Origin of the sequence: Streptomyces sp. NPDC052114, assembly GCF_040680155.1 — a bacterium.
Lineage (GTDB): Bacteria > Actinomycetota > Actinomycetes > Streptomycetales > Streptomycetaceae > Streptomyces.
In genome coordinates, this window is record NZ_JBFAWC010000001.1 from 691,401 (window position 1) to 714,952 (window position 23,552).

17 protein-coding genes are annotated in these 23,552 nt (G+C 73.4%); 7 read left to right on the forward strand and 10 right to left on the reverse strand.

The window, feature by feature from the left end; genetic code table 11:
- Positions 1 to 36: 36 nt before the first annotated feature.
- Complete coding sequence (proP, locus tag AB0L89_RS02930) at positions 37 to 1,467, reverse strand: glycine betaine/L-proline transporter ProP (protein WP_365133195.1); 1,431 nt, start codon at positions 1,465 to 1,467, stop codon at positions 37 to 39.
- A 497-nt stretch (positions 1,468 to 1,964) separates the two neighbouring features.
- On the opposite strand from proP, the gene AB0L89_RS02935 reads away from it, so the two are divergent.
- Positions 1,965 to 4,070 carry a bifunctional glycosyltransferase 87/phosphatase PAP2 family protein gene (locus AB0L89_RS02935; RefSeq protein ID WP_365133198.1) on the forward strand — a complete coding sequence of 702 codons (2,106 nt, stop codon included), beginning with the start codon at positions 1,965 to 1,967 and terminating at the stop codon, positions 4,068 to 4,070.
- On the opposite strand, the gene AB0L89_RS02940 is transcribed toward AB0L89_RS02935, so the two are convergent.
- Both AB0L89_RS02940 and AB0L89_RS02945 read right to left on the reverse strand, forming a co-directional pair.
- Positions 4,021 to 5,628, reverse strand: coding sequence for a hypothetical protein (locus tag AB0L89_RS02940; RefSeq protein WP_365133974.1), 1,608 nt, complete (start codon positions 5,626 to 5,628; stop codon positions 4,021 to 4,023). The genes AB0L89_RS02935 and AB0L89_RS02940 overlap by 50 nt on opposite strands.
- 243 nt (positions 5,629 to 5,871) lie before the next feature.
- The gene (locus AB0L89_RS02945; protein WP_365133201.1) at positions 5,872 to 7,116 is read right to left on the reverse strand and encodes a cytochrome P450; all 1,245 of its coding nucleotides are present in this window, start codon (positions 7,114 to 7,116) and stop codon (positions 5,872 to 5,874) included.
- Positions 7,117 to 7,464: 348 nt separating this feature from the next.
- On the opposite strand from AB0L89_RS02945, the gene AB0L89_RS02950 reads away from it, so the two are divergent.
- Positions 7,465 to 8,634, forward strand: coding sequence for a steroid 3-ketoacyl-CoA thiolase (locus AB0L89_RS02950; protein WP_365133204.1), 1,170 nt, complete (start codon positions 7,465 to 7,467; stop codon positions 8,632 to 8,634).
- A 90-nt stretch (positions 8,635 to 8,724) separates the two neighbouring features.
- Here AB0L89_RS02950 and AB0L89_RS02955 read toward each other — a convergent pair whose 3' ends face one another.
- From AB0L89_RS02955 to AB0L89_RS02985, 7 genes are all read right to left on the reverse strand, one after another.
- Entirely contained in the window at positions 8,725 to 9,216 is a 492-nt protein-coding gene (locus tag AB0L89_RS02955; protein ID WP_365133207.1) for a transglycosylase SLT domain-containing protein, read from the reverse strand.
- A 309-nt stretch (positions 9,217 to 9,525) separates the two neighbouring features.
- Complete coding sequence (locus tag AB0L89_RS02960) at positions 9,526 to 10,362, reverse strand: ECF transporter S component (RefSeq protein WP_365133210.1); 837 nt, start codon at positions 10,360 to 10,362, stop codon at positions 9,526 to 9,528.
- Entirely contained in the window at positions 10,359 to 12,005 is a 1,647-nt protein-coding gene (locus tag AB0L89_RS02965; protein WP_365133213.1) for an ATP-binding cassette domain-containing protein, read from the reverse strand. Before AB0L89_RS02965 ends, AB0L89_RS02960 begins: the two co-directional genes overlap by 4 nt.
- On the reverse strand, positions 12,002 to 13,288 hold the full coding sequence (locus tag AB0L89_RS02970) for an energy-coupling factor transporter transmembrane protein EcfT (protein WP_365133216.1): 1,287 nt from the start codon (positions 13,286 to 13,288) through the stop codon (positions 12,002 to 12,004). The genes AB0L89_RS02965 and AB0L89_RS02970 overlap by 4 nt, the downstream gene beginning before the upstream one ends.
- A 25-nt stretch (positions 13,289 to 13,313) precedes the next feature.
- A complete protein-coding gene (locus AB0L89_RS02975) occupies positions 13,314 to 13,997 on the reverse strand; it encodes an SCO2322 family protein (RefSeq protein WP_365133977.1) in 684 nt (227 codons plus the stop codon).
- 17 nt (positions 13,998 to 14,014) lie between these two features.
- Positions 14,015 to 15,235, reverse strand: a complete 1,221-nt coding sequence (locus AB0L89_RS02980) for a prenyltransferase/squalene oxidase repeat-containing protein (protein WP_365133218.1) — start codon at positions 15,233 to 15,235, stop codon at positions 14,015 to 14,017.
- A gap of 347 nt (positions 15,236 to 15,582) precedes the next feature.
- Positions 15,583 to 16,650, reverse strand: coding sequence for an MBL fold metallo-hydrolase (locus AB0L89_RS02985; protein ID WP_365133221.1), 1,068 nt, complete (start codon positions 16,648 to 16,650; stop codon positions 15,583 to 15,585).
- A 188-nt stretch (positions 16,651 to 16,838) separates the two neighbouring features.
- Here AB0L89_RS02985 and AB0L89_RS02990 point away from each other — a divergent pair, with 188 nt between their 5' ends.
- From AB0L89_RS02990 to AB0L89_RS03010, 5 genes are all read left to right on the forward strand, one after another.
- The gene (locus AB0L89_RS02990; RefSeq protein WP_365133224.1) at positions 16,839 to 18,305 is read left to right on the forward strand and encodes an aldehyde dehydrogenase; all 1,467 of its coding nucleotides are present in this window, start codon (positions 16,839 to 16,841) and stop codon (positions 18,303 to 18,305) included.
- Entirely contained in the window at positions 18,305 to 18,538 is a 234-nt protein-coding gene (locus AB0L89_RS02995; protein ID WP_069885516.1) for a ferredoxin, read from the forward strand. The genes AB0L89_RS02990 and AB0L89_RS02995 overlap by 1 nt, the downstream gene beginning before the upstream one ends.
- Positions 18,539 to 18,744: 206 nt before the next feature.
- Positions 18,745 to 21,447 (forward strand): class III lanthionine synthetase LanKC, encoded by a 2,703-nt coding sequence (gene lanKC / locus AB0L89_RS03000; protein WP_365133228.1) that lies wholly within the window; start codon positions 18,745 to 18,747, stop codon positions 21,445 to 21,447.
- A gap of 45 nt (positions 21,448 to 21,492) precedes the next feature.
- The gene (locus AB0L89_RS03005; RefSeq protein ID WP_365133231.1) at positions 21,493 to 21,612 is read left to right on the forward strand and encodes a SapB/AmfS family lanthipeptide; all 120 of its coding nucleotides are present in this window, start codon (positions 21,493 to 21,495) and stop codon (positions 21,610 to 21,612) included.
- Between the two features lie 125 nt (positions 21,613 to 21,737).
- Positions 21,738 to 23,462 carry an ABC transporter ATP-binding protein gene (locus AB0L89_RS03010; protein WP_365133233.1) on the forward strand — a complete coding sequence of 575 codons (1,725 nt, stop codon included), beginning with the start codon at positions 21,738 to 21,740 and terminating at the stop codon, positions 23,460 to 23,462.
- Positions 23,463 to 23,552: the final 90 nt, after the last annotated feature.

Here is a 23,552-nt window from a genome sequence, read left to right on the forward strand (position 1 = left end):
GCGTTGGATGTCAGCGGCAGCGGGAAGCGTTGGACGTCAGCGGCAGCGGGAAGCGTTGGACGTCAGCGCGCGCGCCTCCGCCTCCGTTTCCACCGCCGGAGGCGAACCGGGGAGCGGGCGGCCCGCCGATTCGGTCATGTACCAGACGGCGATGCCGCCCACCACGGCCGCCGCCATCATGTAGTACGCGGGCATCATCTTGTCGCCCGTCGCGCCGATCAGGGCCGTCACCACCAGCGGGGTCGTGCCGCCGAAGACCGAGACGGAGATGTTGAAGCCGATGGAGAGGGAGCCGTAGCGGACCTTCGTCGGGAAGAGGGCCGGCAGGGCCGAGGGCATCGAGGCCGTGAAGCAGACCAGGAGCAGGCCGAGCGCGCTGAGCCCCAGGCCGATCGCCCAGAGCGAGCCCTCGCGGATCAGGAGCAGGGCAGGGACGGAGAGCAGGAAGAAGCCCGCGCAGCCCGCGGCGATCACGGGGCGGCGGCCGACGCGGTCCGTGAGCGCGCCCACGAACGGCTGGGCGCACATCATCAGCGCCATGACGACCAGGATGACCAGGAGGCCGTGCGTCTCGTCGTACTTCAGCTCGCTGGTCAGATAGCTCGGCATGTACGAGAGCAGCATGTAGTCCGTGACGTTGAAGACCAGGACCAGGCCCATGCACAGGAGGAGGGCCTTCCACTGGCCGGCGACCATGTCGCGCAGGCGCACCTTCGGGCGGGACTGCTCGTCCTTGTGGGCCTTCTCCAGCTCGGCGGCGAACGCCGGGGTCTCCTCCAGCCGCATCCGCAGGTACAGGCCGATCAGGCCCATCGGGCCCGCGATCAGGAACGGGATGCGCCAGCCCCAGGAGAGGAGGTCGTCGGTGGACAGGAGCGCGGTCATCAGGGTGACCAGGCCCGCACCGCCGATGTAGCCCGCCAGCGTGCCGAACTCCAGCCAGCTGCCGAGGAAGCCGCGCTTCTTGTCGGGGGCGTACTCGGCGATGAACGTGGAGGCGCCCGCGTACTCGCCGCCCGTGGAGAAGCCCTGCACCAGGCGGGCCGCGAGCAGCAGGACCGGCGCCCAGACGCCGATCGTCGCGTACGAGGGGATCAGGCCGATCGCGAACGTGCCCGCCGCCATCATGATCATGGTCAGGGCCAGCACCTTCTGCCGGCCGATGCGGTCGCCGAGCGGCCCGAAGACCATGCCGCCGAGCGGCCGGATCAGGAAGGCCGCGGCGAAGGCGCCGAAGGTGGAGAGCAGCTGGGCCGTGGGGTTGCCCGAGGGGAAGAAGACCTTGCCCAGCGTCACGGCGATGTAGCTGTAGACGCCGAAGTCGAACCACTCCATCGCGTTGCCGAGTGCCGCGGCCTTCACCGCCCGCTTGACCATCGCGGGGTCGGTGACGGTGACGTCCGGGGCCGCTTCCTTCCGGAGCCGGGCCCCGGTCTCGCGGGGTGCGACGGTGGTGGCGCTCGCCAAGGCTTCGCTCGCCTCTTTCGGTCGACGACAAGGACAGGGCCGCACCCGGTTGCCGGGGCGGCCCGAAAGCGACCATAGGTGCATGGGGCACCATTACGGGCGGTGCACGGTCGGCCGCACAGTGCACCCAAATGGCTCCTGTGCAGGTCAAATGATGTTTCCTCCGGTAGTGGGGACACACGGCCTTTGTGATCTATGTCGCGACCTCGACCGGGAACCGCACCCGGGGGGTCCATCAGTTCTCACGGGGAGGCTGATGTCGGCCACGGCACGAACGGACCTGTTGGGTCAGGTGCCGAAAAGTCGATAGAAAGCGATATGGCCGCCAGGTGAAGTGGTGGTTGCGCGCGTCTCACCACAGGGGCGCCGACTCTTGGGTCACACGCCCGCCCGGCGCGACCGGGCGGCCCGCGGGCCCCGCACGACCGGGCCGTACTCCGGCCCCGCACGACCGGGCCCGCACGGGCCCCGCACGGACAGAACCGCAGACATGACGAATGGGGCGGGAGGGTCGACGGCGCGTGGCGAATGTCGAGCACGGAGGACCGGGCGGTGCCTTGCGGACGGGGCGGGGCGGTGAGGCCGAGGCCCGGTTCGGAGCGGCCCGCGTCGCCCTGTGGCTGCTCGCCGCCGTCCTCGCGATCCGCCAGGTGGCCGCCGTCCTGCGCACCCCCGAGGGCGAGCGGCTCACCGACCTGGAGACCTGGATCGGGCCCGAGGGCGTCCTCCATGTGAACGGCTCGCTGTACGACGCGGACAAGTTCACCGGCACCCCCTTCGCCGGGCTCGTCCTCAAGCCGCTCGCCCGCTCGGGCGAACAGACGCTCGGCCTGGCCTGGACGTTCGGCACGCTCGGCCTGGTCGTCGTGCTCGGCCTGGTCGCCGCCCGCGCCCTGCCGCAGCCGGTCTCCCGGCGCACCACGCTGCTCGCCGCGCCCGTGGCGGTCAGCCTGCTCATCCTGTCGCTGCCGGTGCGCAACACCCTCTACCTCGGCCAGACCAGCATCCTTCCGGTGCTGCTCGTCCTGCTCGGCCTCTTCGCGGTGCGCGGCCGGCGCACCAGCGGTCTCCTGATCGGCATCGGCGCGGCCCTTCAGCCGACCATGCTGCTCTTCGCCGGGCTGCTCTGGTTCACCGGCCGCAAGCGGGCCGCCGCGTCCACCGGCGCGGCCTTCGCGCTCTGCACGGCGCTGGCCTGGGCGGCGATGCCGCACGACTCATGGACGTACTGGATCCACCACCTCGCGGGCGCGGGCCTCGGCGCGGACCCGGACACCAACGCCAACCAGTCGCTGCACGGCATGCTGCTCCGCCTCGGCCTGACGGGCCCCCTGGAGACGGGCCTCTTCCTGGCCCTGGGCGCGGCCGTCGTCGTCCTCGGCCTCCGCCGCGCCGTGCGCTACGCGCGCGACGGGCAGCTGCTGCTCGCCGCCGCGATCACCGGCTGTGTCGCGGTCGCCGTGTCGCCGACGACCTGGCAGCACCAGCTCCTGTGGGTGGTCTTCGCCGTGGTCGGCCGGGTCGGCAGGAGCCGGTCCGACCGGTACATGTGGCCGGTGGCCGTCGTCCTCGTGACGACGCTGCCCGCCAAGATGATGCTGCCGAACATGCCGGTGACCGAGCCGGTCCGCGACAACGTCGTGCTGATCGCGGCGCTCGCCGCCGCCGTCGCCGTGCCGTTCCTGTCCCGGACGCACCCGCAGTACCGCGAGCCGGTCCCCACGGACTACGCCGCGCCGGTGGCGGCCCGCTGGTCGTGGGTGCCGCTGGTCCCGTTCTGGCGGCGCGTCCTGACCCGGCCGAACCTCCTGCTCGAACTGCTCCTGATCCGCGTCGGCTACTCCGCGTACCAGCAGGTCAGGCTCGCCGCGACGGGCGGCACCATCTCCGGGGGCCGGGCCACGGCCGAGCAGCACGGCGCGCAGATCCACGGGATCGAGCAGTTCCTGCGCATCGACGTCGAGCACTGGTTCAACCACCTGACGGCGCGCACCGGCTGGCTGGAGGACTTCTTCAACTTCTACTACACGTCGTTCCACTTCGTGGTGCCGCTGACCGTCCTCGCCGTCCTGTACGTGCGCCGGCCCGCCGAGTACCGCTGGGCGCGCTCGGCGCTCGGCTTCGCGACGGTCCTCGCCCTGGTCGGCTTCTGGGCCTATCCGCTCGCCCCGCCGCGCCTGATGCCCGACCTCGGCTTCATCGACACCGTGCACGGCGCGCAGGACTTCACCAAGCCGAACTACGGCACGCTGACCGACCTCACCAACCAGTACGCGGCCATGCCCTCGCTCCACTTCGGCTGGTCCCTGTGGTGCGGCCTGGTCATCGCGATCGTCGCGCCGAAGATGTGGATGAAGGCGCTCGGCCTGCTGCACCCGTTCTTCACGGTCTGCGCGATCGTGGGCACCGGCAACCACTGGATCCTCGACGCGGTGGGCGGCGCGGCCGTCGTGGGCGCGGGCTTCGGCCTGACCTATCTGCTGTCGGGGCCGCGGGTGCGGCAGCCGCTGAAGGCGGTGCGGGGGGAGGCGGCCGACGTGCCGGACCGGCCCGTCAGCGGCACGTCGACGGACGGCCCCGTGAAGGGCCGTACCCCGAGCTGATCTCGTAGGTGCCCGGCGCGGGCACGGACAGCTCCGTGAACTCGCCGCGCGGCTTCAGGCAGGCGCCCTCGGCCCGCAGCCACGGCGAGTAGACGAGGCGCACCGTCACCGAGCCCCGCTCGGGCACCCGCACCACCACGTTCGCCCCCGTGGAGCGCACGACGGCGGCGGGCCTGGAGACCAGCGGCACCGGGTCCTTGACGCGGTAGACGCGCCAGTGCGCGTCCTTCCACACCGGCTTCAGCCACGCCGGCCCGCTCGCCACCAGCGCCGCCTCGTCCTCGGCGTACCCGTCGGGCTTCCCGGCGGGCAGCACCACGTATCCGACGGCCCACTTGTCGAGCCACTTGCGGTAGGTGCTCGGGGAGAACGAGCCGTCGTAGAAGAGACGGCCGCGCTCGATGTCGAGCTGACGGTTCCAGCCGCGGGCCATGTTCACGTACGGCGCCAGCGCCGTGGCCTCGCGGTGGTTGCGGGCCGGGACCACCTCGACGCGGGTGCGGTCGGCGCCCAGGCGCTCCAGCTCCCGCACCACGCCATGGGTGTCGACCGCCCACTTCGGCACCTTCGTCGACACCACGAGGTCGTCGTAGGTCTTCTGTGCCACCCACGCCGACGACAGCACCAGCGCCACCGTCAGGACGATCCGGCGCACGCGGTCCAGGCCGGGGGCGAGCAGGGCGGCGAGCAGCAGGGCGGGGCCGACCAGCTCCGCGAGGCGCTCCACGTTCGTGCCGATCGGGGACGGGACGAGATACGTGAGGACGGTCCCGGCCGCGTACACGGCCGCTCCCCAGCGCACCACCCGCCACTCGCGCGGCCCCGCCACGATGAGCGCCAGGCCGAAGAGGACCGGCGGGAAGATCCGGTCGAAGGGCATCAGGTGCTCCCCGGTGAACGGGAAGAGCACCGTGGTCGCCGTCACCACGGCGAACGGCGGCACGATCAGCGCCGCCGCGCGCACCCAGTCGCGTACGAAGAAGTAGCCGGCGCCCGCCACGACGAGGAAGAGGCCCGCCACCGGGGAGCCCATGGTGGCGAGCGCCGCGCACACCACCGCGAGTACCGTGCGCCGCTGCCGCACCAGGGCGACGACGGCCGCGAGCCCGAGGGCGAGGCCGAGCGCGAACGTCGTGCGCCCGGAGGCGACGTTGCACCACACCGCGAGCGAGGCGAGCACGGCGGGCCACAGGGGGCGCCGGATGCCGCTGCGCTCGATCAGGACGGCGACCAGCCAGGCGCCCGCGACGCCGGACAGCACGGTCACGGTCCGCACGCCGAGCGCGGCCATCAGGTACGGCGAGACGAGGCTGTAGTTGGCGGTATGCATCCCGCCGTACCAGAAGAGGTTGTACGCGGCCGTGCCGTGCTCGGCGGCGAACCTCGCCCAGGCCTCCTGCGCCGCGAGGTCGCCGCCGCCCGTCGCGAGGAACGCCGCCCACACCGCGTAGAGGGGAAGGGTGGGCACGGTGGCGAGCAGCGCGACCCGATGACGTCTTCGGAAACCCCGGAAGAAGGAGTTCCGCTCTCCGGACGCGCGGGTCGGGGCGAGCGAGATGTCGGCAGAAGCCACGGCCACCGTTTCCGTTCGAAGTCTTGGAAAGGCAAGGTTCACTTCTCAAGACGCGGCACGCAACGGAAACGTTGGCCCGGTGGCCGGGACCCGACGTCCTCCGGGGGAGGCAGGGGCGGGGCGTGAGGAGAAGGGGCCCCTGCCTCCCTGGAGGCGGGCCAGCGGGTGCTGACCTGCCGCTTCGCGCCGGAGCCGCGGGCGGTGCGGGTCCGGCGCTCCGGTGCTGCCTCAGCCGGTGGTGACCTGGAGTTCCTTGACGCCGTTGAGCCAGGCCGAGCGGAGCCTGCGCGGGTCGCCGGTCAGCCGCAGGCCGGGCATGGCGTCGGCGATCGCGTTGAAGATGAGGTTGATCTCCAGGACGGCCAGGGACTTGCCGAGGCAGAAGTGCGGTCCGCCGCCGCCGAACCCGAGGTGCGGGTTCGGGTCGCGGGTGATGTCGAACGTCTCCGGGGCCTCGAAGACGTCGGGGTCGTGATTGGCGGAGGAGTAGAAGATGCCGACGCGGTCGCCCTTCTTGATCCGCGCGCCGCCGAGGTCGGTGTCCTGGGTGGCGGTCCGCTGGAAGGAGACCACCGGGGTCGCCCAGCGCACGATCTCCTCGGCCGTCGTCTGAGGGCGCTCGCGCTTGTAGAGCTCCCACTGGTCCGGGTGGGTGAGGAAGGCGTGCATGCCGTGGGTGATGGCGTTGCGGGTGGTCTCGTTGCCGGCCACCGCGAGCAGGATCACGAAGAAGCCGAACTCGTCGGAGGAGAGGTTGCCCTCGTCCTCGGCCGCCACCAGCTGGCTGACGATGTCCTTGGCCGGGCACTCCTTGCGGGCCGCGGCGAGGTTCATCGAGTACGAGACGATCTCCAGCGCCGCCTCGGCGCCGACCTCCTCGGTGATGGCGTACTCGGGGTCGTCGTACGCCGCCATCTTGTTGGACCAGTCGAAGATCTTGGAGCGGTCCTCCTGGGGGACGCCGATCAGCTCGGCGATGGCCTGGAGCGGCAGCTCGACGGCGACGTTGGTGACGAAGTCGAAGCCGCCGTCGGCGTCCGCGTTCTCCAGCGCCGTCGCGACGATGGAGCCTGCGCGGTCGCGCAGGGCCTGTTCGAGCGAGCGGATGGCGCGGGGCGTGAAGCCGCGCTGCACTATCTGGCGGACGCGGGTGTGCTCGGGCGGGTCCATGTTGAGCATGATCAGCTTCTGGACCTCGATCTGGTCGCGGCTGATCGACTCGTTGAAGCGGATGACCGCGGTGTTGAGGTTCGAGGAGAACAACTCCGGGTGCGTGGAGACGTACTTGACGTCCTCGTGCCGCGTGACGGCCCAGTAGCCCGCGTCGTCGAAGCCGGAGATGCGGGGCGGCTGGGCGATCCAGCGGACCGGTTCCGTCTGCCGCAGCTGTGCGAACTCCGGGAGCGGCACGCGGTCTTGGAGCAGGTCCGGGTCGGTGAAGTCGAACCCGTCGGGCAGCGCTGGACAGGGCATCGGCAACTCCAGGCGTGAAGTTCTGCGGGTGTTCGTGGCGTTCGGGAGGTCTCGTGGCGTTCTGCGGGTGCTCGTGTCGTTCGGCGGGTGGTACGGAATCGAACAGTTCTGACGACCCATCAGAAAGTAGGGATGGCTCGAAAGGTAGTAACGGGTTCTACAAGTGGCAAGGCCCGCGACGTGATCCTTCGCCGCGCTCTTCGTGCGGGTCCTGCGCAAGGTGCGTGCAAGACCCTTGCGGCGCCGGGGCTCCGCTCAGCAGACTGCTGGACAGAACTAGAACGCGTACTAGTTCCACTCGCGAGCCGCCGGGACGGCTCGCGGGACGTGGAGGGAGAGGACGAGCCCATGGCCGCGGAACCTGTCATCGTCGAAGCCGTACGCACCCCCATCGGCAAGCGCGGGGGCGCGCTCGCCAATCTCCATCCGGCCTATCTGCTCGGCGAGACCTACCGCGAACTCCTCGGCCGCACCGGCATCCACGCCGACTGCGTCGAGCAGATCGTCGGCGGCACGGTGACGCACGCCGGGGAGCAGTCCATGAACCCGGCGCGCACGGCCTGGCTCACCATGGGCCTGCCCTACGAGACCGCGGCCACCACCGTGGACTGCCAGTGCGGCTCCTCGCAGCAGGCCAGTCACATGGTCGCCAACATGGTCGCGGCCGGCGTCATCGACGTCGGCATCAGCTGCGGCGTCGAGGCCATGTCGCGGGTGCCGCTGGGCTCGGGCTCCAAACACGGTCCCGGCAAGCCCTTCCCCGAGGAGTGGAACGTCGACCTGCCCAACCAGTTCGAGGCGGCCGAACGCATCGCGCGCAGGCGGGAGTTGACCCGGGAGAACGTCGACTCGCTGGGCCTGATCTCGCAGGAGCGGGCGGCGACCGCGTGGGCCGAGGAGCGCTTCAAACGCGAGACGTTCGCCGTGCAGGTGCCCACCACGGAGGAGGAGCAGGCGGGCGGGCAGGGCATGTGGCGGCTCGTCGACCGGGACGAGGGGCTGCGCGACACCTCGATGGAGGCGCTCGGCGGCCTCAAGCCGGTCATGCCGACGGCCGTGCACACGGCCGGCAACTCCTCGCAGATCTCGGACGGCGCGGCGGCCATCATGTGGGCGTCCAAGCGGATGGCGCGGGCGCTGAAGCTGAAGCCGCGCGCGCGGATCGTCGCGCAGGCGCTGGTGGGCGCCGACCCGCACTACCACCTGGACGGTCCGATCGACGCGACGCGCGCGGTGCTCGGCAAGGCCGGGATGTCGCTGAAGGACATCGACGTCGTGGAGATCAACGAGGCCTTCGCGTCGGTGGTGCTGAGCTGGGCGCAGGTCTTCGGCCAGGACCTGGAGAAGGTGAACGTGAACGGCGGGGCGATCGCCCTCGGGCACCCCGTGGGCGCGACGGGTGCCCGCCTGATCACGACGGCCCTGCACGAACTGGAGCGCAGGGACAAGGAGTTCGCGCTCATCACGATGTGCGCGGGCGGCGCGGTGGCGACGGGGACGATCATCCAGCGGCTGTAGGGCTCCGGCGCGCCCCTGGGGCGCCGCGCGAAAGGGGCGGCAACCCCGTGATGAGGGTTGCCGCCCCTTTCGGTGGCGGGAGGCGGCGGCTCAGTACCAGCCGTTGGCCTGCCAGAAGTTCCACGCGCCGACCGGGCTGCCGTAGCGCTCGTTCATGTAGTTCAGGCCCCACTTGATCTGGGTCGCGGGGTTCGTCTTCCAGTCCGAGCCCGCCGAGGCCATCTTCGAGCCCGGCAGCGCCTGGACCAGGCCGTAGGCGCCGGACGAGGAGTTCGTGGCGGTGTGGTTCCAGCCGCTCTCGTGGGACACGATGTTGCTGAAGGCCTGGTACTGCGCCGCATCCGGGATCAGCTGCTTGGCGATCGACTGGGCGGACGCGGGGGCGGCGGCGGGAGCAGCGGCCGGGGCGGCCTTCGCGGCGGTCGGGGTGGCTGCCTGAGCGGGGGCCGCGGCGAAGACCATGCCGGAGGCGGCGACGGCGACGAGGCCGCCGGTGAGGGCCTTCTTCGGGGAAGCGATGCGGCGGAGGAGCGAGGCGGACACAGAGGACCTTCCGGTGGGGGACGGGACCGTCGCGGGCATGCCGTGGACCGCGGGGGATCCGTGGGGGACATGCGGCGGCGCCGAGGCCCGGGTGGGCTCGTCGGCGCCGTGCGACTCGTCCAGAGAAGCAGGGCTGTTACGTCGCCGCAATGACCCCATTTACTAGTGGAAGTCGCACCCGCGCCGAATGTCCGTCGTATGACGTGGCTCTCAATCCGCAGGTCAGCGCCGTGATTGATGCGTGTACATCAAGGGGAGTCGACTACGGCCCCGCTTCGTAGAGGACCAAAGTCCTGTGGGCCGCCTCACGGCCGCGGGGCCTCCATGTAACGGAGCGCGGCCGGTCCCCTACGGCTTCGGCGCCTCGAATGTGACCGGCGCCTCGAACGCGGCGCGGCGCGTGGCCCGCCGCAGCGCCTTCAGGACCGCAGGACCGAGCGCGAGGCCCAGCACGACCGTGACGACGGCGCGCGGCAGGTCCCAGCCGAGCGAGGTGGCCAGGCAGTACGCGACGAACCTGCCGAGGTTGTCCGCCAGCGGGTCGCCCGGCACGAAGGAGACACCGGTGGCGAGACCGCCCAGGTAGGGCCAGCCCTGGAGGTTCATGACCGTGCCGTACAGGACGGAGGAGACGGCCCCGTACGCCGCGAGCATCCACAGCTCGCGCCGCCCGCGCAGGGTGTGGGGCCCCGGCAGCAGCCCCGCGCCCATGCAGACCCAGCCCATCGACAGCATCTGGAACGGCATCCACGGCCCGACGCCCCCGGTCAGCAGCGCCGACGCGAACATCGACACCGCGCCGAGCACGAACCCGAAGCCGGGACCGAGCACCCGCCCGCTCAGCACCATCAGGAAGAACATCGGCTCGATGCCCGCCGTGCCCGCGCCCAGCGGGCGCAGCGCGGCCCCGGCCGCGGCGAGCACCCCGAGCATCGCGATGGCCTTCGCGTCCAGGCCGACGTCCGCGATCGTCGCCACCACCACGGCGAGCAGCAGCGGCAGCAGCGCCGCGAACAGCCAGGGCGCGTCCTGCGCGTGCGCGCCGAGCCCCGAGTTCCCGCTCGCCAGCAGCGGCCACCCGAAGGCGATCACGCCCACCGCGCCGACCAGGGCGAGCGCGGCGATCGAGCGGCGCCCGAGCCGGATGGGGCGGGCCTGCGCCTGCGCCTTCGGTGCGGCGCTCACGCGAGGTCCTCCCCAAAGGCGTCCAGCGCCCGGCGCACCTGCGCCACCGTCAGCCACTCCCGCGGCGCCAGGACCTTGGTGACCTGCGGCGCGAAGGACGGCGACGACACCACGATCTCCTCGGTCGGCCCGTCCGCCACGACCTCGCCGTCCGCGAGGATCACCACGCGGTGCGCGATCTCGGCGGCCAGCTCCACGTCGTGCGTGGCCAGCACGATCGCGTGCCCCTCGGCGGCCAGCCCCCGCAGGATCGTGACCAGGCGGGCCTTGGCCGCGTAGTCCAGGCCGCGCGTGGGCTCGTCCAGGAGCAGCAGCGGAGGGCGGGCCGTCAGGACGATCGCCAGGGCGAGCGCGAGACGCTGGCCCTCGGAGAGGTCACGGGGGTGCGTGTCGTCCGCGATCCCCGGCAGCAGCTCGCTCACCAGCGCACGGCACGCGCCGTCCGCCGCCCCCGCGTCCCGGTCGGCCGCCGCGCACTCGGCGGCCACGGTGTCCGCGTACAGCAGGTCGCGCGGTTCCTGCGGGACCAGGCCCACGTGCCGGATCAGCTGCCGGGGCGCCGTGCGGTGGGGGACCGCGCCGCCCACGCGGACCGCGCCGGAGGTGGGTTCGATGAGCCCGACCAGGGTGGACAGGAGCGTGGACTTCCCGGCGCCGTTGCGGCCCATCAGCGCGACGGTCTCGCCGGGCACGACCACGAGGTCGACGCGGCGCAGCGCCTCCACGCGCCCGCGCCGCACGGCCAGCCGCTCGACCAGCGCGCCCCGGGACTCCTCGGGCCCGGACGCGGCGGGCGGCACGGCCGCCGGCTCCCGCGCGGGCACCGCCCCCGCGAGCCGCTCCCGCAGCGCGCCCGCCCGGCGCCGCGCGTCCCGCACGGTCAGCGGCAGCGGCGACCAGCCGGCCAGCCTGCCGAGCGCGACGACCGGCGGGAAGACGGGGGAGCGGGCCATCAGCGCGGCGGGGTCGCCGAGCACCGGAGCCTCGCCCGGCGCCCCGAGCAGCAGCACCTGGTCCGCGTACTGCACGACCCGCTCCAGGCGGTGCTCGGCCATCAGGACCGTCGTGCCCAGGTCGTGCACGAGCCGCTGGAGCACGGCGAGGACCTCCTCGGCGGCGGCCGGGTCGAGCGCGGACGTCGGCTCGTCGAGGACCAGCACCTCGGGGTGCGGGGTGAGGACCGAGCCGATCGCGACGCGCTGCTGCTGGCCGCCCGACAGGGTGGCGATCGGGCGGTCGCGCAGCTCGGCGAGGCCGAGCAGGTCGAGGGTCTCCTCGACGCGGCGGCGCATCACGTCCGGGGCGAGGCCGAGGGACTCCATGCCGTAGGCCAGCTCGTCCTCGACCGTGTCGGTGACGAAGTGCGCGAGCGGGTCCTGGCCCACCGTGCCGACCACGTCGGCGAGCTCGCGGGGCTTGTGGGTGCGGGTGTCGCGGCCTGCGACGGTCACCCGGCCGCGCAGGGTGCCGCCGGTGAAGTGCGGCACGAGGCCGCTCACCGTGCCGAGCAGCGTCGACTTGCCGACGCCGGAAGGGCCGACGAGCAGCACCAGCTCGCCCTCGGGAACGGTCAGGTCGACCCCGCGGACGGTGGGGCCCGGCGCCCCCTCGTAGGTCACCGAGACGTCCTCGAAGCGGATCATGACGTCTCCTCGGGGGGTACGGAGGGTGCGGACTCGGCGGGTACGGGGGCGCCGGTGCGCCAGGCGGCGGGCGAGCGCCGGGCCGAGGGGAGCGGGTCCTCGGGCGGCGCGGGGTCGGCGGCGGCGCGGCCGCCCGCGCGCACGGGCGCCGACGCGGCGGGCGGCACCGGCGCGACGAAGGCCGGCAGCAGCCCGATCAGCACCGCGAGCGCGGGCCACAGCGGGAGCGCCGGCGCGATCAGCGGCACGACGCCGGGGTGCAGGGCGGCGGAGTCGTACGAGGCGGCCCAGATCGTCAGCCCCGCGACCGCGATGCCCGACCCGGCGACCAGCCAGGCGCGCACGCCCCACGGGTCGGGCCGGTAGCGGGTGCGCAGGGAGCGGCGGCCGCCGAGCCGCAGCCCGGCGAGCGACGCGAGCAGCCCCGCGGCCAGGACGGGCAGCCCGTACGCGGTGCCCTGCGCGGTCAGCAGTCCGTACGCCCCCACGCAGACGCCGATCAGACCGCCGAGCGTCAGTACCGCCGTGGCCCTGCGCACCGGGGCGGGCACGGCGCGGGTGCGCCCGAAGCCGCGCGCGTCCATCGCGGCGGCCAGCGCGACCGACCGCTCCAGCGCGCCCTCCAGGACCGGCAGCCCCACCTGGAGCAGCCCGCGCAGCCCCCGGTCGGGCCGCCCGCGCAGCCGGCGCGCGGCGCGCAGCCGCTGGACGTCGGTGATGAGGTTCGGCGCGAAGGTCATCGCCACGACGACGGCGACGCCCACCTCGTACAGCGCGCCCGGCAGCGACTTGAGCAGCCGCGCCGGGCTGGCCAGCGCGTTCGCGGCGCCGACGCAGATCAGCAGGCCCGCCAGCCTGATCCCGTCGTAGAGCGCGAAGAGCAGGCCCTCCGCCGTGACCCGGCCGCCGATCCGCACGCCCCTTGCCCAGTCGGGCAGCGGCACCTCGGGCAGCGTCACCAGGACGTGCGTGCCCGGGATCGGCGAGCCGAGGACGACCGCGAAGACGAGCCGGATGCCGATCACGACGAGGCCGAGCTTCACGAACGCGCCGTACGACTTCGCCCACGGCGCGTTCGTGCGCCGCGCCGCCACCACATAGCCCGCGACGCCGATCAGCAGCCCGATCAGCAGCGGATTGGTCGTCCGCGACGCCGCGGTGCCGAGCCCGAGCGCCCAGAGCCACCAGGCGCCGGGGTGCAGGGCGTTGCTCCGGTGCGCCTCGGGCGCCCGGTGGCGCCGCAGGAGACCGCCGCCGGGCGCGGCGCTGCCGTGGTCCTTCATCGTGCCGTCCGTGTCCGCCGCCTGCTCAGCCGCGGCGGCGCCGGGCCTGCCAGAACGCGGCGCCGCCGAGCACCACGACGGCGGCGATCCCCGCGATCAGCCCGACCGAGGGCCCGCTGTCGGAGCCGCCGTCCTGGTCGGCCCGCGCCTTGCCGGTCGCCTCGGCGTTGGCGGTGCCGTCGCCGGAGACCTGATCGCCGCAGCCGGACTTCGGGTAGTCGGCGATGGCGCACAGCAGCGCGCTGCTGTCGTAGCGCAGCGGCTCGGCGACCGAGGCGAGGGCGTCCGCGCTGGTGGCGTCCTCGGCGACCTGCGCGCAGGCGCGCCTCGGCGCGGGCGGCCGCTCGCCCCGGGGCGCGTCCTTGGGCAGACCGAAGTCGATGACCAGCGCGATCCGCTTGCGGCCGTCCTTGGCGGGAGTGTCGCGGCAGATGTCGTCGAAGTCCGCGGGGCCGCGCGGCTTCGCGGAGTCGTTGGAGTCCTCGGACACGGAGAAGCGGAAGCCCTGCACGTCGCCGTCCTCGGGGCGCGCGGTGCCGGGGCCCTGGCTCGCGTACGTCCAGGTGGCACCGTCCCGGTCCCAGAACGACCAGTAGCGGTAGCCGGCGGCCTGGGCGGGCACGGCGGCGAGGACGCCGAGCAGGGCGGCGAGCGACGCGACGACCGCGAGGCGCCCGCGCCCCGCACGGCCGCGCGCCGTCCGCGTCACCCGGGTCCGGCTCCGCGTCACAGCTGCTGCTTCTTGCGGTTGCCGCTGATCAGGAAGCCGATGCCGATGCCGGCGACCGCGCCGACGCCGATGATCCACCAGAGGCTGACGCCGCCGTCCTCGTCCTTCTTCTTGTCCTCGTCCGACGCGGACGGCGACTTCGAGGCGCTCTCGGGCGCCGGGCCGGTGGCGCCCAGCTGCTTCACGAGGTCGGCGCCGCCGAAGTCGCGCGGGTCCATGCCCGCCGCGTGGGCCGCGAAGATCAGCTGCGCGTACGCGGCGGGACCGGCCTTCTCGGCCCAGTCCGCGGAGTTCTTCGCGAGCCACTCGGCGGACTTCTCGGCCTGCTCCTGCTGCCCGGCGGCGGCGAGGGCGAGCACGGAGTCCGCGGTGTTGCCCAGGTCCGGCATGTCGGTGGCGGCGATCAGGTGGTCGTCGTGGTCGCCGAGCGTCTTCAGGAGGTAGCCCGTGCCGTTGCTCGCGGCCTGCGAGGCGGTGTCCGGCTTCGCGCACTTGGGCGCGGCGTCCTCCGCCTTCTTGGCGGGGCTCACCACGAGCCCCTTGCCGAGGCTGCCGAGCACCCCGGCCGCGGTGGCGTCCGCGTCCGGGTTGAGCTTCTTCGTCTTGGCGTCGGCGAGACCGAAGGCGCCGCCGTCCTTGTCGCAGTCCAGGGCCAGCTTCGGCAGCGCGTCGAACGCGGACTTGCCGTCCTGGGACTTCACGCTTGCGGGGTTCTTCCCGGCCGCGGCGAGCGCGCCGACGACGATCCCGGTGGAGTTCGCGTCGGTGGGCAGGCCCGGGCTGTAGCCCCAGCCGCCGTCCGTGTTCTGCACGGACTTCAGCCAGTCGACGCCCTTCTGGACCGTCTTGTCCTGGCCGCCGAGCGCGGCGAGGGCCTGCACGGCGGCGGCGGTGGAGTTGCTGTCGACGGCGGTCTTGGAGTCGCACGGCTCGCTCGCGTCCGCGCGGTACGCCGCGAAGCCGCCGCTCGCGCACTGCTGCCCGGCCAGCCAGTCCACGGCCTTCCCGGCGGGCTTCACGCCCACGGTGTCCTGGGCGAGCAGGGCGTACGACTGCCGGAAGACCCCGTCGAACTTGGGGTCGGTCTTGCCGTACAGACCCGAGGGGAACGCGGTCGAGGGCGACGGCGAGGCGTCGTCCGCGAAGGCGGCCGGTGCGGCGGCCGTGCCCCACACGGCGACGGCGGCCAGGACCGCTGCGCTGCGGCGAACGTTCATGATGCGGCGGGTTGCCTCTCCCTGCGGGGAGCGGGGCGGCACGGACCGTTGCGAGCACGGCTTCCGGGCGGCTCCGGCTCCGTATACCTCGACGGTGCCGCTCACCGGGGTCCCGGTGAAGCGAGCCGGTCACGCCCGCACCGGGCATTCCGGCCCACCACGACGAGGCGGTTCACGGAATGGGGTCTCCCCTGCTCGAGCGGAGCCGAGAGCGTGGGGAAGGGGCGGCGCCGGATTCGCACCGGCTTCCCCCTGTACGGGCGTGAGGACGACGGGCTCACTCTACCGGCCTGCGCGAGGACCGGCCCGCGCCGTCACCTCCTCGCCCGCCTCCTCGCACCGTGCCGTCATACCGCCGCGTACGTCATCGGGTCGCTGCCCGCCACCGCCTCGGCCCGGCCCAGCTTCACCAGACGGCGTACGTGGGCCTCCGCCTCCGAGACCGCGATGTTGCGGGAGCCGTAGGGGATCTCGGACCAGGGGCGGTTCCACTCCATGCGGGCGGCGAGCTGCCAGGGGGTGAGGGGGGTGGCCAGGAGGGCGAGGAGGTCGGTGAGGCGGTCCTCGTGGTGGGCGAGGAGTTCGCGGACGCGGGCGGGGGCGTCGGTGAAGGTGTGCTGGTGGGCGGGGAGGACCTCGGCGGGGGCCAGGCGGCCGACGCGTTCCAGGGAGGCGAGGTAGTCGCCGAGGGGGTCGGTGACGGTGTCGTCGTCGGGGTCCTCATAGAGGCCGATGTGCGGCGTGATGCCGGGCAGCAGGTGGTCGCCGGAGAAGAGGCGGCCGTTGCCCCGCAGGGCGGCCGGGTGGTCCTCCTCCAGGTGCAGGCAGACGTGGCCGGGGGTGTGGCCGGGCGTCCAGATGGCGCGCAGGCGGCGGCCGGGCAGGGCGAGCAGCTCGCCGGGGGTGATGCCGCGGTCGGGCAGGGCGGGGCGCAGGCCGGGGAGCTTGCGCGGGCGGCCCTCGTCGCGGGCGCGGACCAGCGGGGCGAGGTGGTCGGCGGGGGCGCCGGCGGCGGCGAGCTTGTCGACCATGTACGCGTACCAGCGGTCCGGCGGGTTGGAGCGGGTGCGGCGCACCACCGAGGCGTCGGCCTCGTGCATGGCGATCCACGCCCCGGACGCCTCGCGGACCTTCGCGGAGAGGCCGTGGTGGTCGGGGTGGTGGTGGGTGATGACCACGCCGTGGACGTCCCCGACCGCCGTGCCGCACGCGGCGAGTCCGGCGGTGAGGGTGTCCCAGGACGTCGGGTCGTCCCAGCCGGTGTCGATGAGGACGGGGCCCGCGTCGGTGTCCAGGAGGTGGACGAGGGTGAAGCCGAGGGGGTTGTCGGGGATGGGGACCTTGATGCTCCGGACGCCGCCGCCGTGGTCGACCACGGGCGGCCCGTCCGGCCGGGTGCCGCTCAGCTGGGTCATGGGCCCTCGTCTCCTGTTGCCGTGTCCCGCCGCCGTGTGCCGCCACTATAACTAGAACTAGTTCCATTAGTAGCCCAAGTCGACCGACCGGCACGTGAGTTGCCCGTTCCGCCCGTGGACTCCTCCAAGTAGAACTGGTATCAGTTCTGAAACGGTGTCAGGAAGCGCTCCGCAGGAGGCAGTCAGCCATGACCGAGCTCGTGGAACACGGACAGCTGTTCATCGGCGGGGAGTTGGTGGACCCGCTCGGCAAGGGCGTCATCGACGTCGTCTCCCCGCACACCGGAAAGGTCTTCGCCCGTGTGCCGCACGCGGCTCCGGCCGACGTGGACCGCGCCGTCGCCACCGCGCGCAAGGCCTTCGACGACGGCCCCTGGCCCCGGATGACCCTGGACGAGCGGATCGAGGTCGTCACGCGGATCAAGGACGGGTTCGCGGTGCGCCACGAGGAGATCGCCCGCGTCATCAGCTCCGAGAACGGCACCCCCTACACCTCCAGCGTGATGGTGCAGGCCCTCGCCGCGATGATGGCGTGGGACGCGGCGATCACGGTCGCCCGCGACTTCACGTACGAGGAGCGGCGGGACGGCGTCCTCGGCAAACTCCTCGTGCGCCGCGAGCCGGTGGGCGTCGTCGCGGCCGTCGTGCCGTGGAACGTCCCGCAGTTCACCGCCGCGGCCAAGCTCGCGCCCGCCCTGCTCGCGGGCTGCCCGGTGATCCTCAAGACCTCGCCGGAGGCGCCCCTCGACGCGTACATCCTGGCGGAACTGGCCGCCGATGCCGGGCTGCCCGAGGGCGTGCTCTCGATCATCTCCGCCGACCGCGAGGTCAGCGAGTACCTCGTCGGGCACCCCGGCGTCGACAAGATCTCCTTCACCGGTTCCGTCGCCGCGGGCAAGCGCGTCATGGAGGTCGCGGCCCGCAATCTGACGCGCGTGACCCTGGAACTCGGCGGCAAGTCCGCCGCCGTGATCCTGCCGGACGCCGACACCGCGACCGCCGTCGCGGGCATCACGCCCTTCGCCTGGATGATCAACGGCCAGGCGTGCGTGGCCCAGACCCGCATCCTCGTGCCCCGCACCCGCTACGACGAGTTCGCCGAGGCCTTCGCCGCCGCGGCCGGCGCGCTCAAGGTCGGCGACCCCCTGGACCCGGCCACCGAACTCGGCCCGCTCGTCGCCCGCCGCCAGCAGCAGCGCTCCCTCGACTACATCCGCATCGGCCAGGAGGAGGGCGCCAAGATCCTCGCGGGCGGCGGCCGTCCGGCCGGTCTCGACCAGGGCTGGTACGTCGAGCCGACCCTCTTCGGCGGCGTCGACAACTCGATGCGCATCGCCCGTGAGGAGATCTTCGGACCCGTCATCTGCCTTATGTCGTACGGCGACGAGAGCGAGGCCGTGCGGATCGCCAACGACTCCGACTACGGACTCAGCGGCAGCGTCTGGACGGCCGACGTCGAGCGCGGCATCGACGTCGCACGGCAGGTACGCACGGGGACGTACTCCGTGAACACCTTCAGCCTCGACATGCTCGGCCCCTTCGGCGGCTACAAGAACTCCGGCCTCGGCAGGGAGTTCGGGCCCGAGGGGTACGGCGCGTACCTGGAGCACAAGATGATCCACCTGCCCGCCGGATACGAAGGAGGCGGTGCCTGATGGGAGACCGCTGGCACGTCGAGGTCGACCGCTCGGTCTGCATCGGCTCGGGGATGTGCGTGCTCACCGCGCCCGGCGGATTCACGCTGGACACCGCCCGCCAGTCGCACCCCACCGCACCGGAGACCGACGCCAACGAGAAGGTCCTGGAGGCCGCCGAGGGCTGTCCCGTCGAGGCGATCACGATCACGCTGGCCGACAGCGGGGAGGTCGTGTTCCCGCCGGAGGACTAGCTTCCGCCCGGACGCCCGCGTCCCGTCCGCGAGGACGTGGCGCGGGCGCCGTCCTGTGCACGGCCCGTGGCCGGCCCGCGTACTCGAACAGGGGCGAACGGGACTTGACGCATGCGTACCGCACGGTGGTCCGGTGACACTCGTGACTGTTGTGCCCGTCCGTCCCCTGGAAATCTCTCTGCCACGCCGAGCGGAGAGGGGACGCCATGGACAAGCGGTACGAGGTCTACTGTCTGGCCGACAGACATTTCTACGAGACCCCGGACCGGCTGTCGTCCGCGGGTGCCGCGGGCGCCGGCACCTCCGAGTTCCCCGTCACCGGGCGCCCCCTTCCCGACGGCTGGCGCTCGGGACGCTTCGGCGACTGGCTCTCCTTCGTGCCGGTGGACGACGCCGGGGCCCCGCTGCCCGCGCCCCAGCAGGGCTGGAAGATCCACGTCTCCGCCACCCTGGACAACGCGGCACGCGTCACGGAGATCGTCCGGGACTACTGCGTACCGCGCGCCGTCCCCTTCAAGTTCGTGCCGGCCCGCCACCTGCTGCACCTGCGCAACAGCAAGTACGCGGGGCGCGACACCAGCGGCAAGGCCGTCACCGTCTACCCGGCCGACGAGAACCAACTGCACGAGATCCTCAGCGAGTTGGGTGACCTCCTCGAAGGCTTCGAGGGGCCGTACATCCTCACCGACCTGCGCTGGCGCCAGGGCCCCCTGTACGTCAGGTACGGGGCGTTCACCCGGCGCATGTGCGACAACGGCAAGGGCACGCTCGTGCCCGCCATCGAGGACGACGCCGGCAACCTCGTGCCCGACCCGCGCGAGCCCGCCTTCAAGGTCCCCTCCTGGGTGACGCTGCCCGCCTTCCTCGAACCGGAGCTCGCGGCGCGCAACACGACGACCGTCACCGACCTGCCGTACCGCATTGAGAAGGCCCTGCACTTCTCCAACGGCGGCGGGGTCTACGCCGGCACCGACACCCGCGACGGCCGCAAGGTCGTCCTCAAGGAGGGCCGCCCGCACGCCGGTCTCGCCGCCGACGGCGCCGACGCCGTGGCCCGCCTCGAACGCGAGCGGGACGCCCTGGAGAAGCTCTCCGGACTCGGCGTCGCCCCCGAGGTCCGCGACTGGTTCCTCCTCGGCGAGCACCGCTTCCTCGTCATGGACTTCCTGGAGGGCTCGACCCTCAACTCCTTCTTCGCGCACCGGCATCCGCTCTGCACGAGCGAGCCGGACCCCGCCGCCATCGCCACGTACACCGCCTGGGCGCTGCGCGTGCACCGCGCCGTCGAGGAGGCCGTCGCCGCCGTGCACGAGCGGGGCGTCGTCTTCAACGACCTGCACCTGTTCAACATCATGGTCGCGCCCGACGAGCAGTCCGTGGCGCTCCTCGACTTCGAGGCCGCCGCGCCCGTCGGCGAGGCGGGACGCCAGATCGTCGCCCACCCCGGCTTCCTCGCGCCGCCGGACCGCACCGGCGTCGACGTCGACCGCTACGCCCTGGCCTGTCTGCGGCTCGCGCTCTTCCTGCCGATCACCACCCTGCTCTCGGTCGACCGGGGCAAGGCCGCGCACTGCGCAGAGGTCATCGCCGCCGAATTCCCCGACGTACCGCGGGAGTTCCTCGACGAGGCCGTGGCGGAGATCCAGCGCGGCACGGACTCCCCGGCGGACGGGGGCGAGCGGGCGCCGGTCCTCGGGGTGGGAGAGCAGGAAACCCTGGAGGGGGGCAGGGCCGGCGCCACCCGCTCGGCGGGGGCGGCCACATCCCTGGTCGACCCCGCCGACTGGCCCCGCAGCCGGGACTCGATGGTCCGGGCCGTCCTGGCCTCGGCCACCCCCGAGCGCGACGACCGCCTCTTCCCCGGCGACATCGCGCAGTTCGGCGACGGCGGCGGCCTCGGCCTCGCGCACGGCGCGGCCGGCGTGCTGCTCGCCCTCGCCGAGGCCGGCGGCGAACGCTACGAAGAGGGCGAGCGCTGGCTCCTCAAGCACATCGAACCCGCCCCGGTGGGCACGCCCCTCGGCCTGTACGACGGTCTCGCGGGCGTCGCCCACGTGCTCGACCGGCTCGGCCACCGCACCCGCGCCCTGGACCTGACGGACCTCGTCCTCCAGGAGAAGTGGGAGCGGCTCCCCTCCGACCTGTTCGGCGGCCTCGCCGGCCTCGGCCTCGTCCTCGACGACCTCGCGCACCGCAGCGGCGAGGAATCCCTGGCCCAGCACGCGCTGCTGGCAGCCGAGTTGCTCGCCGAGCGGATCACCGCCGACAGCGGGCCGCGCAAGGGCGGCAGGCGCCGCGCCGGGCTGCTGCACGGCTCCACCGGACCCGCCCTGTTCTTCCTGCGGCTGTACGAGCGGCACGGCGACCCGGCCCACCTCGACCTGGCGGCACAGGCCCTGCGCGCGGACCTCGCGCAGTGCGTGACCCAGCCGCGGGACGGCAGCCTCGCCGTCGACGAGGGCTGGCGCACCATGCCCTACCTCGGTGACGGCAGCGTCGGCATCGGCATGGTCCTCGACGACTACCTCGCGCACCGCGACGACGCCGCGTTCGAGGCGGCGCGGCCGGGCATCCTGGCCGCCGCCCGCTCCCGCTTCTGCGTCCAGCCCGGCCTCTTCCAGGGGCGGGCGGGCCTGCTGCTGCACGTCAACCGCAGCACCACGCCGGACGTCACGCCCGAGGACGTCGCCGCGCAGATCGAGGCACTCGGCTGGTTCTCCATGGCCTACGACGGTCAGCTGGCCTTCCCCGGACACCAGATGCTGCGTCTCTCCATGGACCTCAACACCGGGACGGCCGGCTGTCTCCTCGCGCTCTCCGGCGCGCTCGGCGACGGCCGGGCGCACGTCCCCTTCCTGCCGCCCCTGAGGCGGCCCCAGAGCCGGTCCCGCCACGCAGCGGGGTCGTGACACAACCCTTCGAAAGATCAACTCCCCGAAGAGAAAGGCACGACCATGGCGCTTCTCGACCTGCAGAGCATGGAATCCGACGAGATCACCGGTGGCGGCGGTGGCGGCAGCAACGCGAGCCTGCTCCTGTGCTGGAGCGACGCGAGCATCGTTCTCTGTCTCTGACATTCGACGTCGCTGACGTGTAGCCGCGCCTGACGGCACGGCATCGAAGGCCCGGGCGGCGCCTCACCTGAGGCCCGCCCGGGCCGGCCGTCATCCGGGGCGCAGACGACGAGGACCTGGAGCCCATGGCGACGACGACTCCCCGCCCGCACCGACCCACCGCCGACGCCGGTCTGCTGCCCGGCGCGACCCGCCACAGCGCCGCCCGCTGCGCGGCCCTGGCGCTGTGCGCCCTGGCGGGCGCGGGCGCGGGCCTGCTCCTGCCGCTGGCGATCGGTCGCGCCCTGGACGCCGTCCTCACCGGCCACGCCACCGGCGACGGCGGCGACGCCACCCGCTGGCTCGTCGCATGCGCCGCACTGATCGGCGCGAGCGCCCTGTTCGACGCCGTCGACGGCGTCCTCACCGGCACCACCAACGCCCGCGCCACGGCCTGGCTGCGCGGGCGCGTCACCCGCCACGTGCTCGGCGTCGGGCCGCGCGCCACCGCGCGCTTCGCCCACGGCGACCTGGTGGCACGGCTCGTCGACAACGCCGCCCACGCGGGCATCGCGCCCGCCACCTTCGCCTCGCTGCTCGCCGCCCTGGTCACCCCCGTCGGCGCCGTGATGGCCCTCGTCCTGATCGACTGGCGGCTCGCCGCGGTGTTCCTCCTCGGGGCGCCCGTCCTCGTCCTGCTCCTGCGGACGTTCGTCCGCGTGTCCTCCGACTGCGTGGCCCGCTACCAGCGCGTCCAAGGGGACATCGCGGGCCGCTTCGGCGAGGCGATCGGCGGGGCCAGGACCATCGCCGCCGCGCACACCGAGGACAAGGAGGCGGCGCGCGTCCTCGCGCCGCTGCCCGAACTCGCCCGCCAGGGGCACCGGATGTGGCGGGTCCAGGGCCGCTCCCAGGCGCAGGCCGTCGCCCTCGCGCCGCTCCTGCAGATCGCGGTCGCCGCCGTGGCGGGCCTGCTGCTGCTCGGGCACGGCATCACGGTGGGCGACCTGCTGGCCGCGTCGCGGTACGCGGTGCTCGCCACCGGAATCGGCATGCTGGTCGGGCAGTTGAGCGGCCTGGTGCGGGCGAGGGCCGCGGCGCGCCGCCTCGAGGAGGTGCTCGCGGAGCCGGTGACGACGTACGGCGACGCGGAACTCCCCTCCACCGGAGGCCGGTTGGAGCTGCGCGGCGTCAAGGCGGTCCGCGGCGGACGCGCCGTGCTCGACGGCGTCGATCTCACGGTGCCCGCGGGCGGCACGCTCGCAGTGGTCGGCCGCTCCGGCGCCGGCAAGTCGTTGCTCGCGGCGCTCGCGGGACGGCTCGCCGACCCCGACGAGGGGGAGGTGTGCCTGGACGGGGTGCCGCTGCGCTCGCTCGGGCGCGCGGAACTGCGCCGCGAGGTCGGGTACGCCTTCGAGCGGCCCGCGCTGCTCGGTACGACCCTGGCGGACACGATCGGCTTCGGCGCGCCGCGGCCCGCCCCCTCCCGCGTTCGCGAGGCGGCCCGCGCCGCCCGCGCCGACCCGTTCATCACCCGCCTGCCCGACGGCTACGCCACCCCCTGCGCCGAGGCGCCGCTCTCGGGCGGCGAGTCCCAACGCCTGGGCCTGGCAAGGGCCTTCGCGCGAGGCGGGCGGCTGCTCGTCCTGGACGACGCGATGTCCAGCCTGGACACGGTGACCGAACACCACATCGCCGAAGCGCTGCTGCGCCACACCCCGCACCGCAGCCGCCTGATCATCGCCCACCGCGCGGCGACGGCGGCCCGCGCGGACGCGGTGGCCTGGCTGCACGAGGGCCGGATCCGGGCGGTGGGCACGCACGCGGAGCTGTGGGAACGCCCGGAATACCGGGAGGTGTTCGGCGCGTGAGCGCGACGATTGCCCAGCGGCCGCGCCGAGAGGGCCCGCGCGGTGCGGACCGAGAGGGCCCGCGCGGCCCGTACCGCAGGGGCGTCCGGT

Coding starts and splice junctions, on each gene's coding strand:
- AB0L89_RS02935 (WP_365133198.1), top strand. CDS start 1,965: ATGGGGCGGGAGGGTCGACGGCGCGTGGCGAATGTCGAGCACGGAGGA.
- AB0L89_RS02945 (WP_365133201.1), bottom strand. CDS start 7,116: ATGCCCTGTCCAGCGCTGCCCGACGGGTTCGACTTCACCGACCCGGAC.
- AB0L89_RS02950 (WP_365133204.1), top strand. CDS start 7,465: ATGGCCGCGGAACCTGTCATCGTCGAAGCCGTACGCACCCCCATCGGC.
- AB0L89_RS02955 (WP_365133207.1), bottom strand. CDS start 9,216: ATGCCCGCGACGGTCCCGTCCCCCACCGGAAGGTCCTCTGTGTCCGCC.
- AB0L89_RS02965 (WP_365133213.1), bottom strand. CDS start 12,005: ATGATCCGCTTCGAGGACGTCTCGGTGACCTACGAGGGGGCGCCGGGC.
- AB0L89_RS02970 (WP_365133216.1), bottom strand. CDS start 13,288: ATGAAGGACCACGGCAGCGCCGCGCCCGGCGGCGGTCTCCTGCGGCGC.
- AB0L89_RS02980 (WP_365133218.1), bottom strand. CDS start 15,235: ATGAACGTTCGCCGCAGCGCAGCGGTCCTGGCCGCCGTCGCCGTGTGG.
- AB0L89_RS02985 (WP_365133221.1), bottom strand. CDS start 16,650: ATGACCCAGCTGAGCGGCACCCGGCCGGACGGGCCGCCCGTGGTCGAC.
- AB0L89_RS02990 (WP_365133224.1), top strand. CDS start 16,839: ATGACCGAGCTCGTGGAACACGGACAGCTGTTCATCGGCGGGGAGTTG.
- AB0L89_RS02995 (WP_069885516.1), top strand. CDS start 18,305: ATGGGAGACCGCTGGCACGTCGAGGTCGACCGCTCGGTCTGCATCGGC.
- lanKC (WP_365133228.1), top strand. CDS start 18,745: ATGGACAAGCGGTACGAGGTCTACTGTCTGGCCGACAGACATTTCTAC.
- AB0L89_RS03005 (WP_365133231.1), top strand. CDS start 21,493: ATGGCGCTTCTCGACCTGCAGAGCATGGAATCCGACGAGATCACCGGT.
- AB0L89_RS03010 (WP_365133233.1), top strand. CDS start 21,738: ATGGCGACGACGACTCCCCGCCCGCACCGACCCACCGCCGACGCCGGT.